General features: G+C 60.3%; 18 protein-coding genes. 2 read left to right on the top strand and 16 right to left on the bottom strand.

Annotation, left to right across the window (positions count from 1 at the left end; genetic code table 11):
• Positions 1–3: 3 nt before the first annotated feature.
• The 16 genes from ERD78_RS00705 to ERD78_RS00630 all read right to left on the bottom strand — a co-directional run bounded on the left by ERD78_RS00705 (position 4) and on the right by ERD78_RS00630 (position 18,621).
• Complete coding sequence (locus tag ERD78_RS00705) at positions 4–654, bottom strand: cytochrome c3 family protein (protein WP_129967258.1); 651 nt, start codon at positions 652–654, stop codon at positions 4–6.
• Positions 655–662: 8 nt separating this feature from the next.
• A complete protein-coding gene (locus tag ERD78_RS00700) occupies positions 663–1,943 on the bottom strand; it encodes a c-type cytochrome (protein ID WP_129967257.1) in 1,281 nt (426 codons plus the stop codon).
• A 13-nt stretch (positions 1,944–1,956) separates the two neighbouring features.
• Positions 1,957–3,720 (bottom strand): GMC family oxidoreductase, encoded by a 1,764-nt coding sequence (locus tag ERD78_RS00695; protein WP_129967256.1) that lies wholly within the window; start codon positions 3,718–3,720, stop codon positions 1,957–1,959.
• 9 nt (positions 3,721–3,729) lie between these two features.
• Positions 3,730–4,515, bottom strand: coding sequence for a gluconate 2-dehydrogenase subunit 3 family protein (locus ERD78_RS00690; RefSeq protein WP_245152286.1), 786 nt, complete (start codon positions 4,513–4,515; stop codon positions 3,730–3,732).
• 174 nt (positions 4,516–4,689) lie between these two features.
• Positions 4,690–5,508: a M55 family metallopeptidase gene (locus tag ERD78_RS00685; protein ID WP_129967255.1), complete on the bottom strand. Its 819-nt coding sequence runs from the start codon at positions 5,506–5,508 to the stop codon at positions 4,690–4,692.
• A gap of 48 nt (positions 5,509–5,556) precedes the next feature.
• Complete coding sequence (locus tag ERD78_RS00680) at positions 5,557–6,651, bottom strand: DmpA family aminopeptidase (RefSeq protein WP_129967254.1); 1,095 nt, start codon at positions 6,649–6,651, stop codon at positions 5,557–5,559.
• A gap of 43 nt (positions 6,652–6,694) precedes the next feature.
• Positions 6,695–7,594: a glutathione ABC transporter permease GsiD gene (gene gsiD, locus ERD78_RS00675; protein ID WP_129967253.1), complete on the bottom strand. Its 900-nt coding sequence runs from the start codon at positions 7,592–7,594 to the stop codon at positions 6,695–6,697.
• 9 nt (positions 7,595–7,603) lie between these two features.
• Complete coding sequence (gsiC, locus tag ERD78_RS00670; protein WP_129967252.1) at positions 7,604–8,524, bottom strand: glutathione ABC transporter permease GsiC; 921 nt, start codon at positions 8,522–8,524, stop codon at positions 7,604–7,606.
• A 135-nt stretch (positions 8,525–8,659) separates the two neighbouring features.
• Positions 8,660–10,210: a glutathione ABC transporter substrate-binding protein GsiB gene (gsiB, locus tag ERD78_RS00665; RefSeq protein WP_371734559.1), complete on the bottom strand. Its 1,551-nt coding sequence runs from the start codon at positions 10,208–10,210 to the stop codon at positions 8,660–8,662.
• A 6-nt stretch (positions 10,211–10,216) separates the two neighbouring features.
• Positions 10,217–12,208, bottom strand: coding sequence for a dipeptide ABC transporter ATP-binding protein (locus ERD78_RS00660; protein ID WP_129967250.1), 1,992 nt, complete (start codon positions 12,206–12,208; stop codon positions 10,217–10,219).
• A 69-nt stretch (positions 12,209–12,277) separates the two neighbouring features.
• On the bottom strand, positions 12,278–13,252 hold the full coding sequence (locus ERD78_RS00655; RefSeq protein WP_129967249.1) for an isoaspartyl peptidase/L-asparaginase family protein: 975 nt from the start codon (positions 13,250–13,252) through the stop codon (positions 12,278–12,280).
• Positions 13,245–14,144: a MurR/RpiR family transcriptional regulator gene (locus ERD78_RS00650; protein ID WP_257216457.1), complete on the bottom strand. Its 900-nt coding sequence runs from the start codon at positions 14,142–14,144 to the stop codon at positions 13,245–13,247. Before ERD78_RS00650 ends, ERD78_RS00655 begins: the two co-directional genes overlap by 8 nt.
• Positions 14,145–14,380: 236 nt before the next feature.
• Positions 14,381–15,343, bottom strand: a complete 963-nt coding sequence (locus ERD78_RS00645; protein ID WP_129967248.1) for an ABC transporter permease — start codon at positions 15,341–15,343, stop codon at positions 14,381–14,383.
• On the bottom strand, positions 15,333–16,286 hold the full coding sequence (locus ERD78_RS00640) for an ABC transporter ATP-binding protein (RefSeq protein WP_129967247.1): 954 nt from the start codon (positions 16,284–16,286) through the stop codon (positions 15,333–15,335). The genes ERD78_RS00645 and ERD78_RS00640 overlap by 11 nt, the downstream gene beginning before the upstream one ends.
• Positions 16,283–17,434 (bottom strand): COG1470 family protein, encoded by a 1,152-nt coding sequence (locus ERD78_RS00635; RefSeq protein ID WP_129967246.1) that lies wholly within the window; start codon positions 17,432–17,434, stop codon positions 16,283–16,285. The genes ERD78_RS00640 and ERD78_RS00635 overlap by 4 nt, the downstream gene beginning before the upstream one ends.
• Before the next feature lie 308 nt (positions 17,435–17,742).
• Positions 17,743–18,621 carry an isocitrate lyase/PEP mutase family protein gene (locus ERD78_RS00630; RefSeq protein WP_218940744.1) on the bottom strand — a complete coding sequence of 293 codons (879 nt, stop codon included), beginning with the start codon at positions 18,619–18,621 and terminating at the stop codon, positions 17,743–17,745.
• A gap of 116 nt (positions 18,622–18,737) precedes the next feature.
• Here ERD78_RS00630 and ERD78_RS00625 point away from each other — a divergent pair, with 116 nt between their 5' ends.
• Together ERD78_RS00625 and dctP are read left to right on the top strand one after the other, a co-directional pair.
• Positions 18,738–19,418 (top strand): GntR family transcriptional regulator, encoded by a 681-nt coding sequence (locus ERD78_RS00625; RefSeq protein WP_129967244.1) that lies wholly within the window; start codon positions 18,738–18,740, stop codon positions 19,416–19,418.
• Between the two features lie 180 nt (positions 19,419–19,598).
• On the top strand, positions 19,599–20,609 hold the full coding sequence (dctP, locus tag ERD78_RS00620; RefSeq protein ID WP_209019928.1) for a TRAP transporter substrate-binding protein DctP: 1,011 nt from the start codon (positions 19,599–19,601) through the stop codon (positions 20,607–20,609).
• Positions 20,610–20,707 lie beyond the last annotated feature (98 nt).

The following is a 20,707-nucleotide window of genomic DNA, read 5'->3' as shown; positions in this document are numbered from 1 at the left end:
TATTCAACGGTGACAAGTGGAACAGTCGGTAAGTCGTTGCGTGTCTTCCAGTTGCAGCAATCGCAGCAGGTGATTACGCTCGCTGTCAGTGAGCTTGGGCAGCGTTCGCATGGACGTGACATGATTCAGCGGCACAACCTTGCTCGATGGGTCCCGATGACACCCCAGGCACCATTGCATATCGAGCGATTGCTGACGGACCAGTACCGGCATCTGGTCCACGCGACCGTGGCAGCTCACGCAGGCGATGCCCTTGTTCACATGAATACTGTGATTGAAGAACACAAAGTCAGGCAGGTCATACACCCGGTTCCAAGCGATGGGCTTGTCCTGGCGCATGCTCTCGTGCAGCGGCGCCAGTGCGGGAGCGTCGCGGAACAGCTGTGAGTGACAAGTCAGGCAAATTCCGGTGGTCGGCATCCCTGCCGAGGCCGAGGTTTCGACCGATGTATGGCAATAGCGGCAGTCTATGCCGTCGTCTCCCACATGGTGCTTGTGACTGAACGGAATGGGCTGCGGCACGGCTACGCCCGGCTCCACCGGCGATGTTGTGCTCCAGACCATGCCGACTATCGTAAGAACAAGCATGCCGGCGGGCACAAAGAGGATGAGCTTCACCAACAGGACTTGCGAGCGCTCCATCAACTGCGGCATGACAGACTCTAGTGCGGCTCATGGGTAATAAGGCGCTTGTAGCGCGGCCCATACTCGTGCACAGCTTCCCGCACCGCCTTCACCTGTTCGGCACTCACGGCGGGCGCCTGGTTTCCCCAGCTGTTGCGCACATATGTCAGGACATCGGCCACCTGTTGATCATCCAGCTTCCAATCGAAGCCTGGCATGGCCAATCCTGTGGGCAACTCCGGCGGATCCGCCATATGATCGCCGGTCAGCACGACCTGTATCAATGTCTGGGGTTTGGCGGCTTGTATGGGCGGACTGTCCGCCAGGGGCGGGAACGCATGCTTCTGGCCCCGGCCGTCGGCCATGTGGCAGCCCATGCATTGATCCATGTAGATGCCCTTGCCGCGCGTCATGGTGTCGGCGCTGATTGCTTCACGGCGCTTATCCTCTGTTTTGTGTGCCGGAATATCCTTGAGATAGGTTGCCATGGCAAGAAGATCTTTCCGGCTGAGATGCTGCGTTGAGTTCATGATGACTTCGGTCATTGGGCCGGTACTGGCGGTATCTCGGTTCGCGCCGGTTTTCAGATACTGCACAATATCCTCGGTCGACCAGCTACCGAGCCCGTCGCGCCCATTTCCTGTCAGGCTGGGCGCAAACCAGCTCTCGCCTGCATCACCACCTTGCATGAAGCGATCGTGATCCGATGCGCCAAGGAAGTTCTTGGGCGTGTGGCAGGCGGCGCAGTGTCCAAGGCCATGCACCAGATACGCGCCCCGGTTCCAGAGATCGGATTTATCGGGATCAGCAACAAACTCGCCCGGCTCGAAGAAAAGAAGATTCCATCCTGTGACCAGTTGCCGCCATCCCAGCGGCCAGATCAACGCATTCTCGGGCGGGCGTGCGCGAACTGGCTCAACCGTATCCAGAAAGGCCTTTAGCGCGTCCACATCTTCGCGCGTCATCTTCGTGAACCAGGGGTAAGGACAGGCCGGATAGAGATTTTTGCCGTCCTTGCGCTTTCCCTCGTGCATGGCCCGATAGAAATCGTCGCGCGTCCAGTTGCCTATGCCTGTTTCCAGATCAGGCGTGATATTGCTGGAATAAATGGTGCCGAAGGGCGTTTCCACGGGATAGCCGCCTGCAAACGGCTTGCCGCCCTTGACGGTGTGACAGGAGATGCAATCGCCTGCTGCGGCAAGATAACGCCCACGTTGAATATCTATGATCTCGGTGCCTTGGGCGTAAGCGAGGGTGGCAGACAGGGATGTACAGAGAGACAGCAGCAGAGCGGCGATCTGATTTCTATTTTCGTGCATGACGCCTCCCTATTCATGCCTGGACCAACGGTCCGGGATTTTTCAGGTACATGGTGCGTATGGCATCTGCCGCCCAGAATGCGAGCGCGCCAACCGTACCGGTTGGGTTGTAGCCGGCGTTCTGAGGGAAATTGCAGGCCCCCACCACGAATACGTTCGGTACATCCCAGCTTTGCAGATAACGGTTGACGACGCTGGTGCGCGGATCATCGCCCATGACGGCACCTCCCGTGTTGTGTGTGGTCTGGTAGGGTACGATCGAATATGGCTTCTTGCGCTTCTTGACATTGATGGAGCGCGGTTTCATCGCTTTTGCGATGCCTTCGGCCTTGTCCGTCAAAAAATCGGACATTCGGTAATCGTTGTCGTGAAAATCAAAGGTAAGCCGCAGCATGGGATTGCCGTAGATATCCTTGTAGTTGGGATCCAGATCGAGATAGGCACCCCGATGACTGACAACGCTGCCGTGCGTGGAGACCGACACGCTCTTCAGATAGTTCTCCGCCATGGCCTTCTTCCATCCCGCCCCCCATTTGGGTGCATCCTTGGGCAGATGATGCTGAAGTATCGGACGTCCGCCCGTAGTCCAGAGCGCGATATAGCCGCCTCCGATGAAGCCCTCCGGCCCGTGGTCGAAGTTATCGGTATTGAATTCATCAATCGCCTGACCAAGTGCGCCGGCGCCCATATAAGGATTGATCAACTCGTCGACAAATACTTCCACTGACGAGGTGATCTGGTAGGCGTAGTTTCGACCCGTCACGCCCGTTTGCGACACCGGATCATAGGGTTGCCCGATACCCGAAAGCAGCAGCAGATGCACATTGTGGTGGGCGAACGCACACAAAATGACGATTTGCGCCGGCTGTTCGTATTCATCTCCCTTCAGGTCCCGGTACAGCACACCTTTTGCCTTCTTGCCGGTATTGTCCAGCAGAACCCTGGTGACATCGCAGCCTGTCCGATATGAAAAATTGTCTTTCTTCAACAGGACAGGCAGTATGGTGGACTGTGGAGACGCCTTCGAGTAATTCCCGCAGCCAAACCATTCGCAGAACCCGCAGTAAGTGCATTGCCCCATCTGGACGCCCAATGGATTCTTATAGGGCCGCGATGTGTTTGCCGCAGGCGCGGCGAACGGATGATAGCCCAGTTCCTTGGATGCTTTGTCGAACATCAGCGAACCCACACTGCGCTCCAGCGGCGGCAGCGGGTAGTCGCGCCGCCGCGCGCCTTCGAAGGGGTTGCCTTCCGCCTGCTGCGTCCCGTCCAGGTTTCCGGCTTTGCCCGAGACGCCGCATAAGTATTCGAAGCGGTCGTAGCTGGGCTCCAGGTCTTCATATGTCACGCCCCAGTCCTGTATGGTCAGATCATCGGGAATGAAGCCAGTCCCGTACCGTGCCTCGGTATGCGAACGCAGGAGAAAGTCGTCGGGGAGAAAGCGCCATGTCTGGCCGTTCCAGTGCACACCCGCGCCGCCTACGCCGGCCCCGGGCCTAAAGGATCCAAGGTGGCGCATTGGCAGCGCATGCTGATCCCGCGTGTTGCGAAAACTCAGTGTTTCTCGTACCGGCGCTTGGAAGAGCCCGCCCCGCACTGCGTACTTGAGCTCGTCCTGAATATGTGTGGTCGAGAAATCAGGCACTGTAGCGCGGTCCACGCCGCGCTCCAGTGCAAGCACTTGCAGCCCTTCTTCCGTTAGCTCCTGCGCGATGATGGATGCCGTCCAGCCAAACCCGACCAGAACAACGTCTACTGGGGTCAGTCTTTTTGCCATGGCCTGTCCTTATGAGCGTATGCGTGTACCATCCCGTCCCAGTAAGCCGACCGGCGGCAAGGGATAGGGCTTTCCATACTCTGTTATTTCTTTCACGTAGTTGTAGCGAGGTCCCGGAAAGCCGATCAGCTTCCATCCCGCGAAATTCCGGTTTCCGCCGTACATGGGATCCGAAAGAAAGCCCTCTTGCGTGTTCTGCCAAAGAATGGCGAAGAAGGCCTGGCCTGGAAAATCCTTGAGCTGGATCTTGTCTTCGTCCAGATCATGAAGCACCTGTTCCTGCTCGCTGGTTTTCAGGTCTGCATAATCCATGCCGTTGAAATGCTTGCGGCAGTATGCGTCCACCTCTGCAATGGCCTTGCGATAGAGCTGCGCGGGCGTTTCTTTCAATTGGTAGCCTTGTTGCTCGGTGCCGGATGCCCAGGGTCCTTCCATGTACCATCGATCCGCGCGACCATAAGGTCCGGCAAGCTGCAGATCGATGAAAAAGGGCACGCCTGCCTCCAGGGCGCCCGGGTCGGAGGCGTCGCCCGGGATCAGCCGCGCCGTGGCCGCCTCGATGAACCGCTGTTCTCGTGCTGAAAAGAAAGTACGGCTGACCTTGATTGCCTTGCGGTCATCGCTCCCGCAAGCGGGAAGGGCGATGATGGTGGGCAAGGCCAATGCCGCCTGAACGAATCGCCGCCGGGTAATGCCTCGGTCGAGTGCCGCCTGCTGGAATGAAGGCGTCGCGAATAGGCTACAGGATGGGGAGCGCGCTACAGGCATGCGCTTCTTTCTTTCTGCTGAGGTCATGTTTGTCTCCGGATGGCACTACGGACACGACCTCAGCAAAGCGCATTCCCGCGTTGAGTTACTCTCTATGCGGAGAAGACGATTGTATTTTTTACAGACGCTTGCAACAATTACTTTTTAAGCATCTTGTCAGCCTCGATGCTGCGACTCATATCATCAACGCGTTTCTGTTCGTCAACGCAGCATGAACGACATGGCTGAGAGGCAATTCAGAACGCGTATCACGGCTTCCATGGTCGGCGCATCAAAGCTCAGTGCGGTGGCGTCCTCGCGCCGCAACTCGGGCCACTGACAGAACAGGTCCGCCTGTCCTGGTGTTTGCGTTCTCAGCTCGCAGTGCATAACGGACCCGGACATGCGCCTGGCCTGAAGAGAGGGAGCGGCCGCCATCGCGCGTGCTGCGGCGGCGCGGATTTCTCGGCAGGATTGCGCGGGGGAAAGCGATACGCAGGTCGACTGCCCCTTTGCCCGCTTGGTCTGTACGGCAATGGCCCCCGGAAACCGGGCTTGGGTTTCGGCGATAAAGACATCGTCGCCGCTCATCAGCGCGACCGGCGTGCCCAGCTCCGCGGCCAGTGCGCCGTACAGTCCCGCCTCGTTCAGCTCTTCGCCATTCACCGTAACGCAGCGGAACGCGGCGCTGTTGATGGTGTGTGCCAGCACGCCCTCATGGCCGGCGCCGGCATGGTAGCCGATGAGAAAGACGGCATCGCAGCCTTCCACGCCGGCAACCATGCCCAGATAGCGAGGTTTTCCGGTAACCATGAAAGCGCGCTCGTCCATGCGGTCCAGCAGCAGGTTGCGAAAGCCGCCGTGCGAATCGTTGACCCATACCTCAGTGGCGCCACCGTCGAACGCGCCGCGGATGGCAGCATCGGCCTCGGCTGTCATCCACGCACGCGCGCGCTCATACTCTGGATTGCCGGGACGCACCTGCTCGACATGCGTAACGCCAGCCACGCCTTCTATGTCGACAGAAACCAGAATTTTCATTACCTGCTCCAGAAGCTCCGTCCTTCGAGACGGAAAAGAAATGTGACGCTACCCTTTGGCGGATTGCTGTGCCAATACCTCGCGCCAGTCGGGCAGCAGTTCGTGGATGGCGGTTCGTATATGCCCGTCCCGGCCAGATACGGTGATGGCCGCCCACAATGCGTTGATGATGGCCTGTTCGGTTGCCTCGGCGGTTGCTTCGAAAAGGGCGTCCATGCGCGTTTCGTGCAATGTGGTCACGCTGGGCATGGCTGCGTCGGCCTGAAAGGGAATGCGATAGGCGGTGCTGAAGGCCAGAGCAATATCGCCGCTGCCATGGCCGTAGAATGAGCCGGTGCGCGCCAGGCCCGCGGCGGCCCGTCGGGACAGCCTGCCCAACTGGCGCGTGTCCAGCGATGCATCGGTGGCAAGCACGATAATGATGGATCCCTTGTCCTGTTCGGCCAGCATGCCGCTGGCCTGGGGGGCAGCCTGCTCGCTTGCCAGCATACGGCCCACGGGTACACCGCCCACAACCAGGCTGGGAAGGCGGCCAAAGTTTGCCAGGACGAGGGCGCCCACGGTGTGGCGTGCGCCATCTTCCCACACAGCCAGGCGCGATGCCGATCCTATGCCTCCTTTCAGGCGGAAACAGGACATGCCGCGTCCCGCGCCGACCGCGCCCTGCGCGAAATCCGCGCCGGCGCTAGCCACGGCCTGCTCATAGTGCGACTGGCGCACGGCGAAGGCCTGGATGTCATTGAGATAGCCGTCGTGGCATTCGAGCACCAGCGGATTGAGCGTGGGCCAGCTGCGCCCGATCTCGGTATGCGCGGCGGTGGCCAGCTTGAGTTGAGCGGTGGCGATTTCACCCACGGAAAATGTATTGGTCAGTGCGATGGGTGTCTCGATGACGCCCAGCTCGCGCAGTTGAACCAGGCCTATGCTTTTGCCAAAGCCGTTGATGATCGTGACGGCGGCGGGCGCTTTTTCCAGGAAAATATCGCCATTGTGCGGATGAATGGCGGTGACGCCCGTCTGGATATCGCCCTGTTCAAGCGTTGTATGGCCAACCCGTACGCCTGCCACATCGCTGATGCGATTGCGCTCTCCCGCGGGCAGTATGCCGACGCGGGGCGCATCGAAATGATTCATATCCTGCATGGTCCATCCAGAAAATTCGGCCGTCCCATGGCCGAGGTGTTCGTCATTGTTCTATCTTGGGATCCAGCGCGTCGCGCAGGCCGTCGCCAAGCAGATTGAAGGCCAGTACGGTCAGGAAGATGGCCAATGCGGGGAAAATGGCCACATGCGGGGCCAGCAGCATATCGGCGCGTGCTTCGTTCAACATGGCTCCCCATTCGGGCGTGGGCGGTTGGGCACCCATGCCAAGAAAGGACAGACTGGCTGCCGTAATGATGGATGTGCCGATGCGCATCGTGCCATAGACCACGATGGGCGAAATGGTACCCGGAAGAATGTGGCGGAACAGAATGACGCGATCCGATGCGCCGATGCTGCGCATGGCTTCGATGTAGGTCATGTTCTTGATGGCCAGCGTGCTGCCTCGCACCAGACGCGCAAAGGCGGGCACGCTGAAGATGGCCACGGCGATGATCACATTCACCATGCTCGAGCCCAGCACGGCCACCACGCCAATCGCCAGCAGAATGCCAGGAAAGGCCAGCAGCACGTCTGAAATACGCATGGTAATGCGGTCCCACCAGCCTTCGTAGTAGCCTGCCAGCATGCCGAGCACGGTACCCACCAGTGCGCCCAACGCCACGGACACAAAGCCGGCCGCCAGCGAGATGCGCGCACCCATCAGGATGCGGCTGAAGATATCGCGGCCAAGGGAATCGACCCCCAGCCAGTGAGTCGGGCTGGGCGGGCTGTTCAGCGCGTTGTAGTCGAAGTAGTTCTCCGCATCGAAGGGCGCGATCCAGGGGGCAAAGACCGCGACGACAATAAGCAGGACGATAAAGACGCCGGCCCACATTGCCAGCTTCTGCTTGCGGAACTTGCGCCAGAATTCACGCATGGGCGTGCGTACCGGAGTTTCGTCCATATGCGGCTGCGCGTGCGCGGTCGTTGTAGCGTGCGTCATGGCAGTCACCTATTTGTAGCGTATGGTTGGATTGATGAGGCCATACAGCACATCAACAATCAGATTGATTACGATGAACTCCAGCGAGAACAGCAGGATGAGGCCTTGTATCACGGGGTAGTCGCGCATGTTCACGGAGTCGATCAGCAGGCTGCCCATGCCCGGCCAGGCAAACACGGCCTCCACGACAATGGAGCCGCCCAGCAGAAAACCGAACTGCAGACCCATCATGGTCACGACGGGAATAAGCGCATTGCGAAAAGTATGCTTGATGACGACGATGCGTTCGGCCAGGCCCTTGGCGCGCGCCGTGCGCACATAGTCTTCCTGCATGACTTCGATGAAGGCCGCGCGCGTGAAGCGCGCCATGACTGCCGCCACGCCGGCACCCAGCGTGATGGACGGCAGGATATAGTGCTGCCAAGTGCTTGCCCCTACTGTGGGCAGCCAGCCAAGCTGCACGGAAAAAATCTGCATGAGCACCATGCCCAGGGCAAAGGCGGGAAAAGAAATACCCGACACGGCCACGGTCATGCCTGCGCGGTCAGGCAGTCGGTTGCGCCAGACGGCCGAGACCACGCCTATGGCCAGGCCGAATATCACTGACCAGACCATGCTGGTCAAAGTGAGAAGCAGGGTGGGGACGAAGCGCTCGCCTATCTCCACGGATACGGGGCGCTTGGTACGCAGCGATTCGCCGAGATCGCCATGCAGAAGATTGCCGACATAGCGCACGAATTGTTGAGGCAGCGGCAGATCAAGCCCCAGCTGATGGCGCACCACTTCCACAGTGGCCTGGTCGGCTTCAGGGCCGGCCGCCAAGCGCGCGGGATCCCCTGGCAGAGCGTGCACGAACATGAATACCACGATCGCCACCAGAAGCAGGGTGGGTATCATGCCGAAAAGACGTTTGACGATATATGTAAACATAAGTCGGTAGCCGTGTTGCGGGCGGCGCCGGTGAGGGCGCTGCCCGCGTTGTTGAACGGCCGGCGGCCACGGCCGGAAATCAGAGTGCCGCCGGGCGCGCCCTTGATGGCGCGCCTTCCGGCACGGAATGCCTCATCAGGGCTTCAGGTCCACATCCTTGTACTGGAAGGAGCCATCAGGCATGACGTTGAAGCCAGTGAGATTCTTGCTCTGCGCGGAGAGCAGCTTCATGGTAACCAGGAAGGCCCATGGTGCATCCTTCCAGATGCGGTCTTGCGCGTCGGCATAGAGCTTAGTCTTCTCGGCGTCATCCGTGGTCAACAGGGCATTCTTGATGTCCTCGTCGACCTCCGGATTGGAGTAGTAGGCTGTGTTGTTGAAAACAGGTGGCCAGCCGCTGGTTGCCAGCAAGGGGCGCAGCGCCCAGTCCGCTTCGCCGGTGGAGGCGGACCATCCGGCATAGTACATGCGGACAGGTGCTGTTTTCGGATCCTGCGCCTGCTGCACGCGCTGCACCCGCTGGCCCGACTCAAGCAGCTCTACCGAGGCCTTGATGCCCACCTGGCCCAGCTGCTGCTGCAGGAATTGCACCACCTTGGCCGATGTGCCGTCGTTATAGGCTGACCAGAGCTGCGTGGAGAAACCGTCAGCATAGCCCGCTTCCTTCAACAATTCCTTGGCCTTCTTGGGATCATACGGCCAGGGGTCCATCTTCTTTGCGTATTGCACACCTTGCGGAATGACGCCCTGGGATGGGAAGGCATAGCCGGCGAACGCCACCTTGGCCAGCGCTTCCTTGTTGATTGCGTAGTTGATGGCCTGGCGCACACGCACATCGTCAAAGGGCTTGTGCTGCACATTCATGGAAATGTAGCGCGCAATGATGGATGGCGCGGCAACCACCTTCAGCTTGTCGTTCTTCTCGAGCAGCTTCGCCTGTTCGAAGGGCAGCGGAAAGGCAAACTGCGCTTCGCCCGTTTGCACCATGGCGGCCCGTGTGTTGTTGTCTGTGACGGTGCGGAAGGTCAGTGTATCGATTTTGGGGTAGCCCTTCTGCCAGTAGCCATCGAATTTCTTTACCTTCAGGTAGGTGGCCGGTTTCCATTCCACGAATTCGAACGGCCCGGTCCCTGTCGGATGGAAGGTGATGTCCTTGCCCCATTTCTTCAACGCCGTGGGGGAAATCATCATCGCCGAAGGGTGCGCCAGCGAGTTGATAAAAGCAGAGAATGGCTCTTTCAGTGTGATCTTCACAGTGAGCGGATCAACCACATCCACCTTCTCGATGCGGCTGAACTGGTTGTAGCGCGCCAGGCCGTTGGACTTGTCCAGCACGCGTTCAAGATTAACCTTGACTGCGTCGGCGTTAAAGTCGGTGCCGTCCTGGAACTTGACGCCATCGCGAAGCTTGATGGTGTAGGTCAGGCCGTCTTCGCTGGCTTCGTAACCTGTCGCCAACAGAGGCTGGATCTTCAAGTCCTTGTCGAACATGAACAAGCCTTCGTAGTAGCTCTTGCCCACGGCCTGTGCCAGCGTGGAATTGGTATTGTAGGGATCGAGCGAATCCAGGGAAATGTTGACGGCTATGGTCACGTCTTCGGTGGCCATGGCGGGCGAACCCGCAAGCAGGCCCACTGCCAAGCCAAGCACCGCAATGGTGCGTTTTATTTTGAAGCGTTGCATGATGTCCTCCTAATAAGTTGCATCGGATTGATGCGGTGCTACGTAATGTCCTGCTGACACCTCGACCAGCGGCTGTACGACGGGCTCATCGCCGACACGCCGAATGGGGCTTGGAATCTCTCCGGAAAGCAGCTTTCGATCCAAGTGCCTGCGGGATGGATCCGCGATGGGCACAGCGGCCATGAGCTTGCGTGTATAGGGGTGCTGGGGGTTCTCGAAGATTGCCCTGCGTGGCCCCATTTCCACGATCTGGCCCAGGTACATCACGGCCACGCGATGGCTGATGCGTTCGACCACGGCCATGTCGTGCGAAATGAACAGGAAGGCAATGCCCATCTCCTGTTGCAGATCGATCATGAGGTTGACGATTTGCGCTTGAATGGATACGTCCAGTGCCGACACGGATTCATCGGCGATAACCACTTTGGGTCGCATGGACAGGGCTCGCGCAATGCAGATGCGTTGGCGTTGCCCACCCGAGAATTCATGGGGATAACGTTGAGCTGCGTTGCGCGGCAAGCCTACCTTCTCCAGTAGCTCGAACATCCGGCGCTCGGCTTCCTTGGACGGCATCAGCTTGTGAATGAGTAGCGGCTCCATGATCGAATAGCCCACCGTGACCCGGGGGTCGAGTGAAGCAAACGGATCCTGGAAAATGAACTGTATATTCCGTCGCAGCGCCTGTAGCGCTGTACCCTGCAAGGCTGATATCTGCCTGCCTTCGAACTCGATTTCGCCGCCCTGGCTCTCCACCAGGCGCAATAGCGAGCGGCCGGTGGTGGATTTGCCGCAACCGGATTCTCCGACCAGCGCCAGGGTTTCGCCGGCGTACAGATCGAAGCTGACTTTTTCCACGGCATGCACGCGGCGTGTGACGCGGCTGAAGATGCCTGAGCGAATATCGAAGCGCGTTACGAGTTCGCGCACGCGCAGTATCGGTTGCCGCGGCGTATCCGCCGACTGGGTGTCCTCGGCAGGGGCTGCCAGTGTGGTGGCGGCAGGTCCGGCATCTGTCTCGGCCTTGGCTTTATGACCGACGCCCGCCGCCGCCTCGGCATCGGCGTCATAGGCCACAGCAGCCTCGGCCTCGTCGCCTGTTTTCATCGCGGCCGCCGCATCGACTACCGGAAAATGCATAGGCAGATCGGTGCCCCGCATGGATCCCAGCCTAGGCACGGCGGCGAGCAGGGCGCGTGTGTACGGATGTGAAGCCTGATCGAAGATCTGCTGCGCTGGGCCGGCTTCTACTTTGTCTCCGCGCAGCATGACCAGGACACGGTCCGCCACTTCCGCCACCACGCCCATATCGTGCGTGATGAAGATGACGCCCATGTTCATGTCGCGTTGCAATTCGCGAATCAACTGGAGAATTTGGGCTTGTATGGTTACGTCGAGCGCGGTGGTGGGCTCGTCGGCAATCAGCAGGGCGGGCCGGCAGGCCAGCGCCATGGCGATCATGACGCGCTGGCGCATGCCGCCCGAGAGCTGGTGCGGATAGCGGTTCAAAACACCTTTTGCATCCGGAATGCGCACTTGATCCAGCATGTGCAGCGCTTCCGCCAGCGCCTGGCGCTCGCTCATGCCCTGATGCAGGCGCAGGCTTTCCGCAATCTGATCGCCCACCGTGAAAATCGGGTTGAGCGACGTCATGGGCTCCTGGAAAATCATGGCCATGTCGGCGCCCCGTACGCTGCGAAGCTGTGCGCCGCTGGCTCGCGCGAGGTCAAGCACCTGGCCATTGCGCCGGCGCAGCAGCATCTCTCCGTTCAGGATGCGGCCGCCGCCGTAATGCAGCAGACGCATCAGGGCCAGCGACGTCACGGACTTTCCGGAACCCGATTCGCCAACAATCGCCAGGGTTTCGCCCCTGTCCACATGAAAGGACATGTGCTTGACGGCGTCCACGGTGCGTTCCGCGCCTTTGAACTGCACGCTCAGATCGGTTACGCGCAGTACGCGCGCCGCTTCGAGGTCGGTATACGAGTTGTGTTCTGCCTGCATGGGGCCGAATTCATCCTCTGAAAAAATCTTGAAAGACCGGCCATCGGACAGTGAGGCCGGTCGCGCGGCCTATTGCCGGTAAATGGCCACCTCGGCCGTTTCGCCGGCCACAATGCGCCCCCGATACATGCCTTCGGTATTGAAAGGCATGACGACGTTGCCTTGGCCGTCGATGGCGATCAGGCCGCCTGCGCCACCCAGGGGTGGCAGCTTTTCATGTACGACTTTGTCGGCAGCCTGGGCCAGGGATAGGCCGCCATATTCCATCAGCGCCGCAATGTCGTACGCGGCAACGGCGCGAATGAAGGCTTCGCCTTTACCCGTGGTGGACACTGCGCAGGTGGCATTGCTGGCATAGCATCCCGCGCCGACGACCGGACTGTCGCCTATGCGGCCCGGCCACTTGTTGGTCATGCCGCCGGTGGATGTGGCGGCGGCCAGATTGCCGTGGCTGTCGAGCGCCACGGCGCCCACTGTCCCCATCTTCGTGCTTTCATCAAGCGGCGCGGTGCTTGCTTCGCCCGCGAGCTTGGCGGCGTCATGGTCGAGCATGATGGTTTCGGCGCCGGTTTGCTGAGCCAGCGTCAGTTGATCGCGCCGGGCGGTGGTGGAGAAGAAAGAGGGGTCCACGCACTCCAGCCCCTGTGCGCGGGCGAAGGCTTCCGCGCCGTCGCCCACGAAGAAGACATGCGGGCTGTGTTCCATGACGGCCCGCGCAGCAAGTACGGGATTGCGGATGGTACGAAGGTTGGCGACCGCCCCACAGGCGCGCGTGCGCCCGTCCATGATGGCGGCATCCAGCTCGTGCTGTGCCTCACGCGTGAAGACCGCGCCGTGGCCGGCGTTGAACAGAGGACACTCTTCGAGCAGGCGCACCGCTTCGGTAACGGCGTCCAGCGCCGATCCGCCACCGGCAAGCACGCGCTCGCCCCCAGCCAGGATGGATCGCAGCGCGTCTTCATATTGCTGCTGCTGCGTGGGGGTGATCTGGGAGCGCGTCATGGCGCCAGCGCCGCCATGAATGGCGAGTACAGGTTTAATCATTGCGTTGTTCACCGTGTATCAGCCACGGCATGACAGACTCTGTGAGCAGGGCTGCCGTGGTGAGGGAGTGTTGGGATTGATGGGCGACGGCCGCAGATAGAGCCTCTATGAGACCCAGCGCGGCCGTCTCCGAATTGGAAAGAAGTTGCCGCTGGCTGTGGGCATACAGACAGATGTCGGCCATGGGCGCGAGTGGGGACGTTGGTTTGTCGGTGAGCGCCAGCACCGTTGCCTTGGCGGATTTCGCGGCCTTGGCCAGGGTGACGGTGTCGGCCAGGTAACGGGGAAAGGCGATCGCAATGACGAGATCTCCGGGCTGGATGCGTGAAAGCTCACGCGCCGCATGAGAGACGCCGCCTGGACCGGCCAGGGATTCGACCATGTCGCAGTGCAGGCTGAGCCCGCGTTGCAGAAGGCCGGCCAGAAAACCGCTGGAGCCGAAGCCGATAATGAAGACCCGCCGTGCGTCGAGGACGGCCCGCACCGCCTGCTCGCATTGTTCGGCGCTGAGCGCAAGCCTTGTCAGTTCGAAATTGCGCTGGTCTTCGTAAAGCGATGCCGCGATGACATCCGCCGCGGTGGCCGCCTTGCCCCGCTCAAGGCGCAGCCGCTCCACTGGCTCTAGTGCCTCTTCGAAGCCGCGCGCCAGTTCCGCACGGAACTGTGGATAGCCCGGCAAGCCCAGAGCCCGGGCAAAACGGTTGGCGGTGGCTATCGATACCTGGCACTCCTGCGCGAACTCGTCGATGGACATGGTGGCCACCTTGAATGGATGCGCCAGCACGTAGTCGGCCATGCGGCGGTGGGAGGCGCTAAGCGACGCCATCACATTGGCGATTCGGCCGGAGATGGAAGGCGTTTGCTTACGCCCGGAAGACTTGGCTTTGGTCAAGATGAAAAGTGAAAAGGCTGGGTCAATGCAAGGGAAGTCAGCGCAGGGGAAAAATCGACGCCTGCTTGTAAAGATAAGTAATTTACATGAAAACTCAATTTATGAAAATAAATTTTCATGCGGGAAAACCCCCTTGTCAGCCTGGCGGGCGGGGCTCTGCCATCGGCGGCATCGCAACACATATGAAACAAAACGGCGCCCCGAGGGGCGCCGCAACCAGACAGAGAGAAGATAAATCAGGCGCGCACTTCCTGCCGCTGAAATACGACGTATCCCGCTGTGAACAGGACGACGACGCCCGCAATCAGGCCGACAGCCTGGGGCCAGACTATGGACAGGCTTTCCGCCAGGGGGAGAGGGCTGCCGATGACGGCGCCGCGCAGCTGGCTCATGAAGACCGGGCCCAGTGTGCGCGTTTCGGGGCTGAGCAGGCCCAGAATGCCTTCCTCGAAAAGGCGGGCCGGCGATACACGCCCCAGGGCCTGCTGCCACTGCAGTGTGTCCAGGCTGGGCTGTCCCAACATGGCGCTGATCGGGTCTGGCGTGGAGAATGCCTGGGCAAGTGCGGGTACCAGCATCGGCCAAAGCAGTGTCAGGAACAGCCATAGCGCCAGGCAGACCAGGGCCGAGGTGGCCGCCGACCGAAAGCAGACGGAGCAGAGCAGCGCCACGGCCAGCCAGATGCCCGCGTAGGCCAGCGCCAGGACCAGGAAAAGCAGGGATCGCGCGACTTCCTCGCCGCTGGGCGGCACACCCATGAGCACCAGCCCTGCGCCGATGATGAGCAGCCACAGCGCCAGCAGGGATATCGCGATGGTGACGAGCCCGGCGAGGAATTTTCCCACCAGCAGAGCGTCGCGGTATATGGGCTGGGACAGCAGCCTGCTCATGGTGCGCCGGTTGTACTCGGCATTGATGGCGTCAAAGCCCAGGCCTATGGCAACCAGCGGGATCATGAAGGACAGTAGGGCCGAGAATGATGGCATGGGCGACTCGGCCATGGTGAACAGGCGCAGGAAGATGAAGGCGTCGTCGGGCGTTGCATTGTGTATCGCCTGGAACACGCCGTACAGCGAGGCCGCGGCCGTAAGGATGATGAGCCATTCGAGCACACGCATGCGCGCGCTGCCCAGATGGTCGGCAAGTTCCTTGGTGAATACGACGCCCAGTCCGCGCCAGGGAGAGCCTTCACGCTGCATGGCGCACCTCCTTGGATTCCAGGGACTGGAAGTAGCGGTTGTAGATGACATCGAGGCTGGGCACATCATCGTCCAGCCGCAGCAGATCGGCGCCGGCGCCGACAGCGGCGCGCGCAATGTCACCCCGGACGTCGCGATCGGTGAGCAGCCTGTACGCGTGTTCGCCGACCTGTTCGGCGCTACGCACACCGTCCAGTGCCTGCAGCGCAGGCAACAGCGAGGCGCCATGCGCTTCGATGCCGACATAGCGATGCCCGCCCAGCACTTGCCGCGCAAGCTCGTCCACCGAGCCTGACAATGCGATGCGCCCCTTGCGAAAGAGCGCAACGCGATCGCAGATGCGCTGCATGTGGTCGAGCATGTGGGACGACAGCAGCACCGTCACGCCGTCCTGCTTGAGGTGGCCGATGAGCGAAAGAAAATCTTCGGCGGCCTGGGGGTCGAGCCCTGATGTGGGTTCGTCCAGAATGGCAATGCTTGCGCCCTTGAGCACGATTTCAGCCAGACCCAGGCGCTGTCGCATCCCGCGCGAGAACGAGCCGACCTTGTCATGCGCCACGTCGGCCAGCTTGACGCGAGCAAGCGCATTATCGATGCGGGACTCGCGCTCTCGGGCGGGAATGGCCGCCAGCCGCGCGGTGTAGGCAAGATTCTCCCAAGCGGTGAGATAGTCATAAAAGCCAACTGCGTCGGGCATGTAGCCGATCTGGCTTTTGACCTGCAGCGGCGCGCGCTGCGGATCCTGCTCCAGCACCCGTATAGTGCCCGACGACACCTCTGTCAGGCCGAGCATCATCAGGATGGTGGTTGTCTTGCCCGCTCCATTGGGGCCGAGCAGGCCAAAGACTTCGCCTTTGTTGACGTTGAAGGAAATATGGTCGACGGCCAGGTGCTTTCCATATCGCTTGCATAGGGAACTGGCCTGTATGACTGGCGTGTTCATCGGCGTCCGAACCTCGCAACGGCGCCAACCAGAACCAGTACGGCGATGGCGATGATGATAGCGCCCGCAATGCCCCAAGTGCTGGACGTCTTGACCGTGACGCGGAAGTCGCCGGATGTGGACTGGCCCTCTGACGACGCGCGCACGGTCGTCATGTAGTCGCCTACGAGCGATTTGTCGGACGGTGTGATGGTGGCCTGGACCTCGGCCTTGTCATTGGGTGCGATCTGTTCGATTGTCTTGGGTTCGAACGCCACTTTCCATCCCGACGGCGCGCTGGACGACAGCTCGACATTGGTGGCGGGGGCGGAACCACTGTTGAATACGACGAGCGGCAAGGTCTTGGCCTCGCCCGTTTCAGCGTCGGTGCTCATCAGGCCGTCGCGGCCGCTTATGTGTAGCTTGGGCTGCCCCACGATATCGAGCTGTACCTCGGTGCTTGCCTGCGCCTCGTTGGTGACAACCTGGATTTTCACGGGATACTTGCCCGCCTTCACCGCGGAGGGCGTCTTGACGTTCAGCTTGAGATCCTTGGATTCTCCGGCCTTGATGGGGACGGATGTGAGCTCTTGTGTGCCGTAGCTTTCAGTGAACGTCGTCTCGAAATAGCGCGGCGCATCGGCGGCGAGTTGTGCGACAACATCCTTTCCGCTGTCGTTCTTGACGGTGAACTGGAAGTCGAAGGAGCTATCGGGCGCGCCGCGCAGGGCGGGCAGCTTGGTTGTGACAGCGAGCTTGGCAGGCAGCTCCTTGGACAGCGTCACGTGCAGTGGAAGAGAGATCTGGTCGGTGCCCATCTGACCCACCAGATCGAAGGCGTAGGGTTTGATCTCCGCCTGGTTCGGTATGTCGAGCTTGAGCTGAAGTGAAACGCTGTCCTCGCCCTTGGCCATGGCTGACTTCACAGGTTGGCCGCCTCCCAGCCATTGCGCCTTCCAGTTGTCGGGCAGGCCTTTCACATCGAGATCGACAAGCGCCGGCTGCTTCTCGTTGTTTTGCAGTGTGACGTTGAGGGTGGTGCTGTTGCCGGCTCGAGCGGTGAAGGAGGGATAGTGTGTGATCAAGTGCACGTCAGGTGCCGCGTGCGCAGCGGCAAGAGGCAGGAACGCCACGATGGCGAACACCAATGAAGAGATGAACTTGTACATAAGCGTTTTGATTTCTGGTTGTTGCGCGGCGGCGTTGCACCGGCCCGCGCCGGGTTTATGGACACGGTTTCAGCGCCCGGCGGGCCAGGCGCCACACACGAAGTGACCGTCGTCAAAACGATTGGTTCAGAAATCAGGAATCAGGGTTTTTACGAAGCTTGCCTTTCTGTAAGCTGCGTTTAAACCCTTTGTAAGCAAGGCGTTCCGGGCAGCGCCGCTGCGGCGGTGTCGAATCGGGCTGGCGGCCCGCCGCGCCGCAGGCATACGCAACGAGGCTGCCTTGCCGATTTGCACACTGCCGATTTCAGTCAGTCGCGCGCATGGGCCTTATCGAATTCCCACACTTGCTCGAATCCCATGAGCTTGCTGAAGGCCTCGAAGTCATAGAGCTTGCCTTCCAGGGACCGGGGCGCATCATCGCGCTGCAGCATCGAATAGACCTCTTCCAGCGCTTTCCCCATTGCGAGAAAACCCGTCGCCGGATAGATGGCGAGCTTGAAGCCCATCTGATCCAGTCTGGACTTGGGCAGCACAGGTGTCCTGCCGCCTTCGACATTGTTGACCAGCACCGGTTTGTCCAGCGACGAGGCGATGCGCGCAAGCTCCTCCTCCGACTCCGGCGACTCGACAAACAGAATGTCGGCGCCAGCCTGTGCATAGGCCTGCGCACGCCTGAGGGCTTCGTCCAGGCCGAGCGAGGTGCGGGCGTCGGTGCGTGCGACGATCAGGAAGTCGCTGCTGGATCGGGCATCGGATGCCACGCGTATCTTCTCGACCATGTCCTCCATGGGTATCACGCGCCTGCCGGGCGTATGGCCGCATTTCTTGGGAAACTCCTGGTCCTCAAGCTGGATGCCCGCCACACCGCCCGCTTCATAGCCACGCACCGTATGGGCCACGTTCAGCAAGCCGCCATATCCCGTATCGCCGTCTGCAATAATCGGTGTGCTGGTGCCCTGGGCGAAGGCGCTGGCGCGGGCCAGCATGTCGGTGTAAGTTGCCAGGCCGGCATCGGGAAGGCCCAGGTATGATGCGACGGTGCCGTAGCCCGTCATGTAAAGTAGATCGAAGCCCATGCGGTCCGCCAGGCGCGCGGAAATCAGATCGAATATGCCCGGCGCGACCAGCAAGCCCGGCTTGGCCAGCCTGGCAGCCAGGCTTTGTCGTTTGGATGCTGGTGTAGTCAAAATGCGGTTCCTCCGATGTATGAGCGTGAGCTTGAGTTCTTGGATGTCTCCTTTTGATTGTATACAATTCAGATAAAAATGGAATATAAACTGCGCCTTTCTGGCCGGAGCAGGGCATGAGCACGGACACGCCGCACGGGCACGCCGCCGAGCGCGCCTATCAGTGGATCAAGGAACGAATCCTGCGCAATCATTGGGAGGCAGGCGCATCGCTCAAGGAAAGCCCGCTGTCCCGCGAAATCGGCGTGAGCCGCACTCCGGTCAGGGAGGCACTGCGCCGCCTCACGCTCGAAGGGCTGGTGGAGACCATCCCGAATCAAGGAAGCCGGCTCCAGAAATGGAGTGACCAGGATCTGGACGAGATCTTCGGCCTGCGGGTTTTGCTTGAATCGCATGGCGCGCGGCTTGCGGCCCAGCGGATCACCGATGACGAGCAAGGCAAACTCTGCGCCCTATGTGACGCGATGGAAGAGCTGCTGGCCAAGTCCTTTGACGACATGGCGGCGCGGCAGTCCCTGACGCGTCTCAACGAGCAGTTTCATGCGCTGATTCTTGCAGCCGCGCACAGCGAACGCCTGAAGAGCCTGACGGCTCAGGTCATCTCGTTTCCTCTGGTCTATCGCACTTTCGCCATTTACGACAAAGCGGAAATATTGCGCAGCATGGCGCATCACCGCGAGCTGGCGGATGCGTTTCGCGCGCGCGATCCGGTGTGGGCGGAGAGTGTGATGCGCGCCCACCTCTCGGCTGGCCATCAGGCAACGCGTCGCATGTTGATCCGGGGCGCGGACGAATAAGCCGGGAATCATGTCAGCCGCCGCGTCCCCGTGCCGGCGGATTCGGCGCGCAAGCATTGCAATCATTCCACAGGTCTGCCTGCCGCGTGGATTCTTTCAAGCCAAAATTGACGTCATGGTTATTGGTTGTATACAATCCATGAAAATATCAGGCTTCGTAAGCTAAAGAGGAGACATGCCGTGAAGAAATTCAATCCCATGAAATCATTGTGCCTGTCGGCTGCCGCCGCGCTGATGCTCTGCACAGCCCTGTCGGCCCAGGCAGAGCGTACGCTCAAGGTCAGCCTTCAGGTCAACACCAAGCATCCTGTGGGCGCCAACGTCGTCTTCTTCAAGGATCAGGTGGAAAAGATCTCAGGCGGCGAGATCAAGGTCGAAATCTATGATTCGGCGCAGCTCTACAAGGGCAGCGAGATTCCCCAGGCAGTTGCTGCGGGCGCCATCGACATGGGCTTGGTGCTCGTGGACGAGTATGCGGGGACATTGCCGGCCACGGGCCTGTTCTCGGTCGCATTCCTTTTCCCCAACTACGATGTGCTCGCAAAGGCCGCCGCGCCTGAGAGTCCTGTAAGACAGGAAATCGACGAGATGATACGTGCCACCGGCACCCGTGTGCTGTGGTGGCAGGATTACGGGCCGGTACAGCTTCTGTCCAAGGAACACGCTGTGTCCTCCCCGGCGGACATGAAAGGCAAGAAGGTGCGTGTTCTGGGCAAGCCTTCTGGTGATTTCATCGAGGCTGTGGGCGGCATCCCCGTGAAGATAGGCGGTTCCGAACAGTTCATCGCCTATCAGCGCGGTACGGTCGATATCGGGATGACAGGCACCACGGCCATTCAGTCTCGCAAGCTGTTCGAGGTCATGAATTATGTGACGATCACAAACCATGCCCAGACCGAGTTCCTTATCGTGATGAACGACAAGTTGTGGGATTCGCTTTCCGACCAGGAGAAAGACTGGGTATCCAAGGCCGCTCTCAGCGCCGAGCAGAAAATACGCGCCGATACCAAGAAAAACAATCTGGATTCGGAAAAGTTCATCGCTGACAAGACCTCGATGAAAGTGGTCCATCTTGATGATGCCCAGGTCAAGGCATGGCAGGCTGCCGCGGCGCCAGCCGTGGATGCATATATCAAGGAAGCGGGCGATGTAGGCAAGCGCCTGGTGGATGAAGTCAAGAAATTCTATTGATATCCCCTCCAGTGAATTACTGGCGCTGTCTTTGATCATCCGGCGGGCTTGACGCAAGCGCGCCCGCCGGACCAGTGACTGCCCGTATAACAGACACG

This window comes from Allopusillimonas soli, from assembly GCF_004153445.1.
Lineage (GTDB): Bacteria > Pseudomonadota > Gammaproteobacteria > Burkholderiales > Burkholderiaceae_B > Allopusillimonas > Allopusillimonas soli.
Note: the sequence above shows the minus strand (reverse complement) of the source record. Positions and strands in the feature narration are given on the sequence as shown.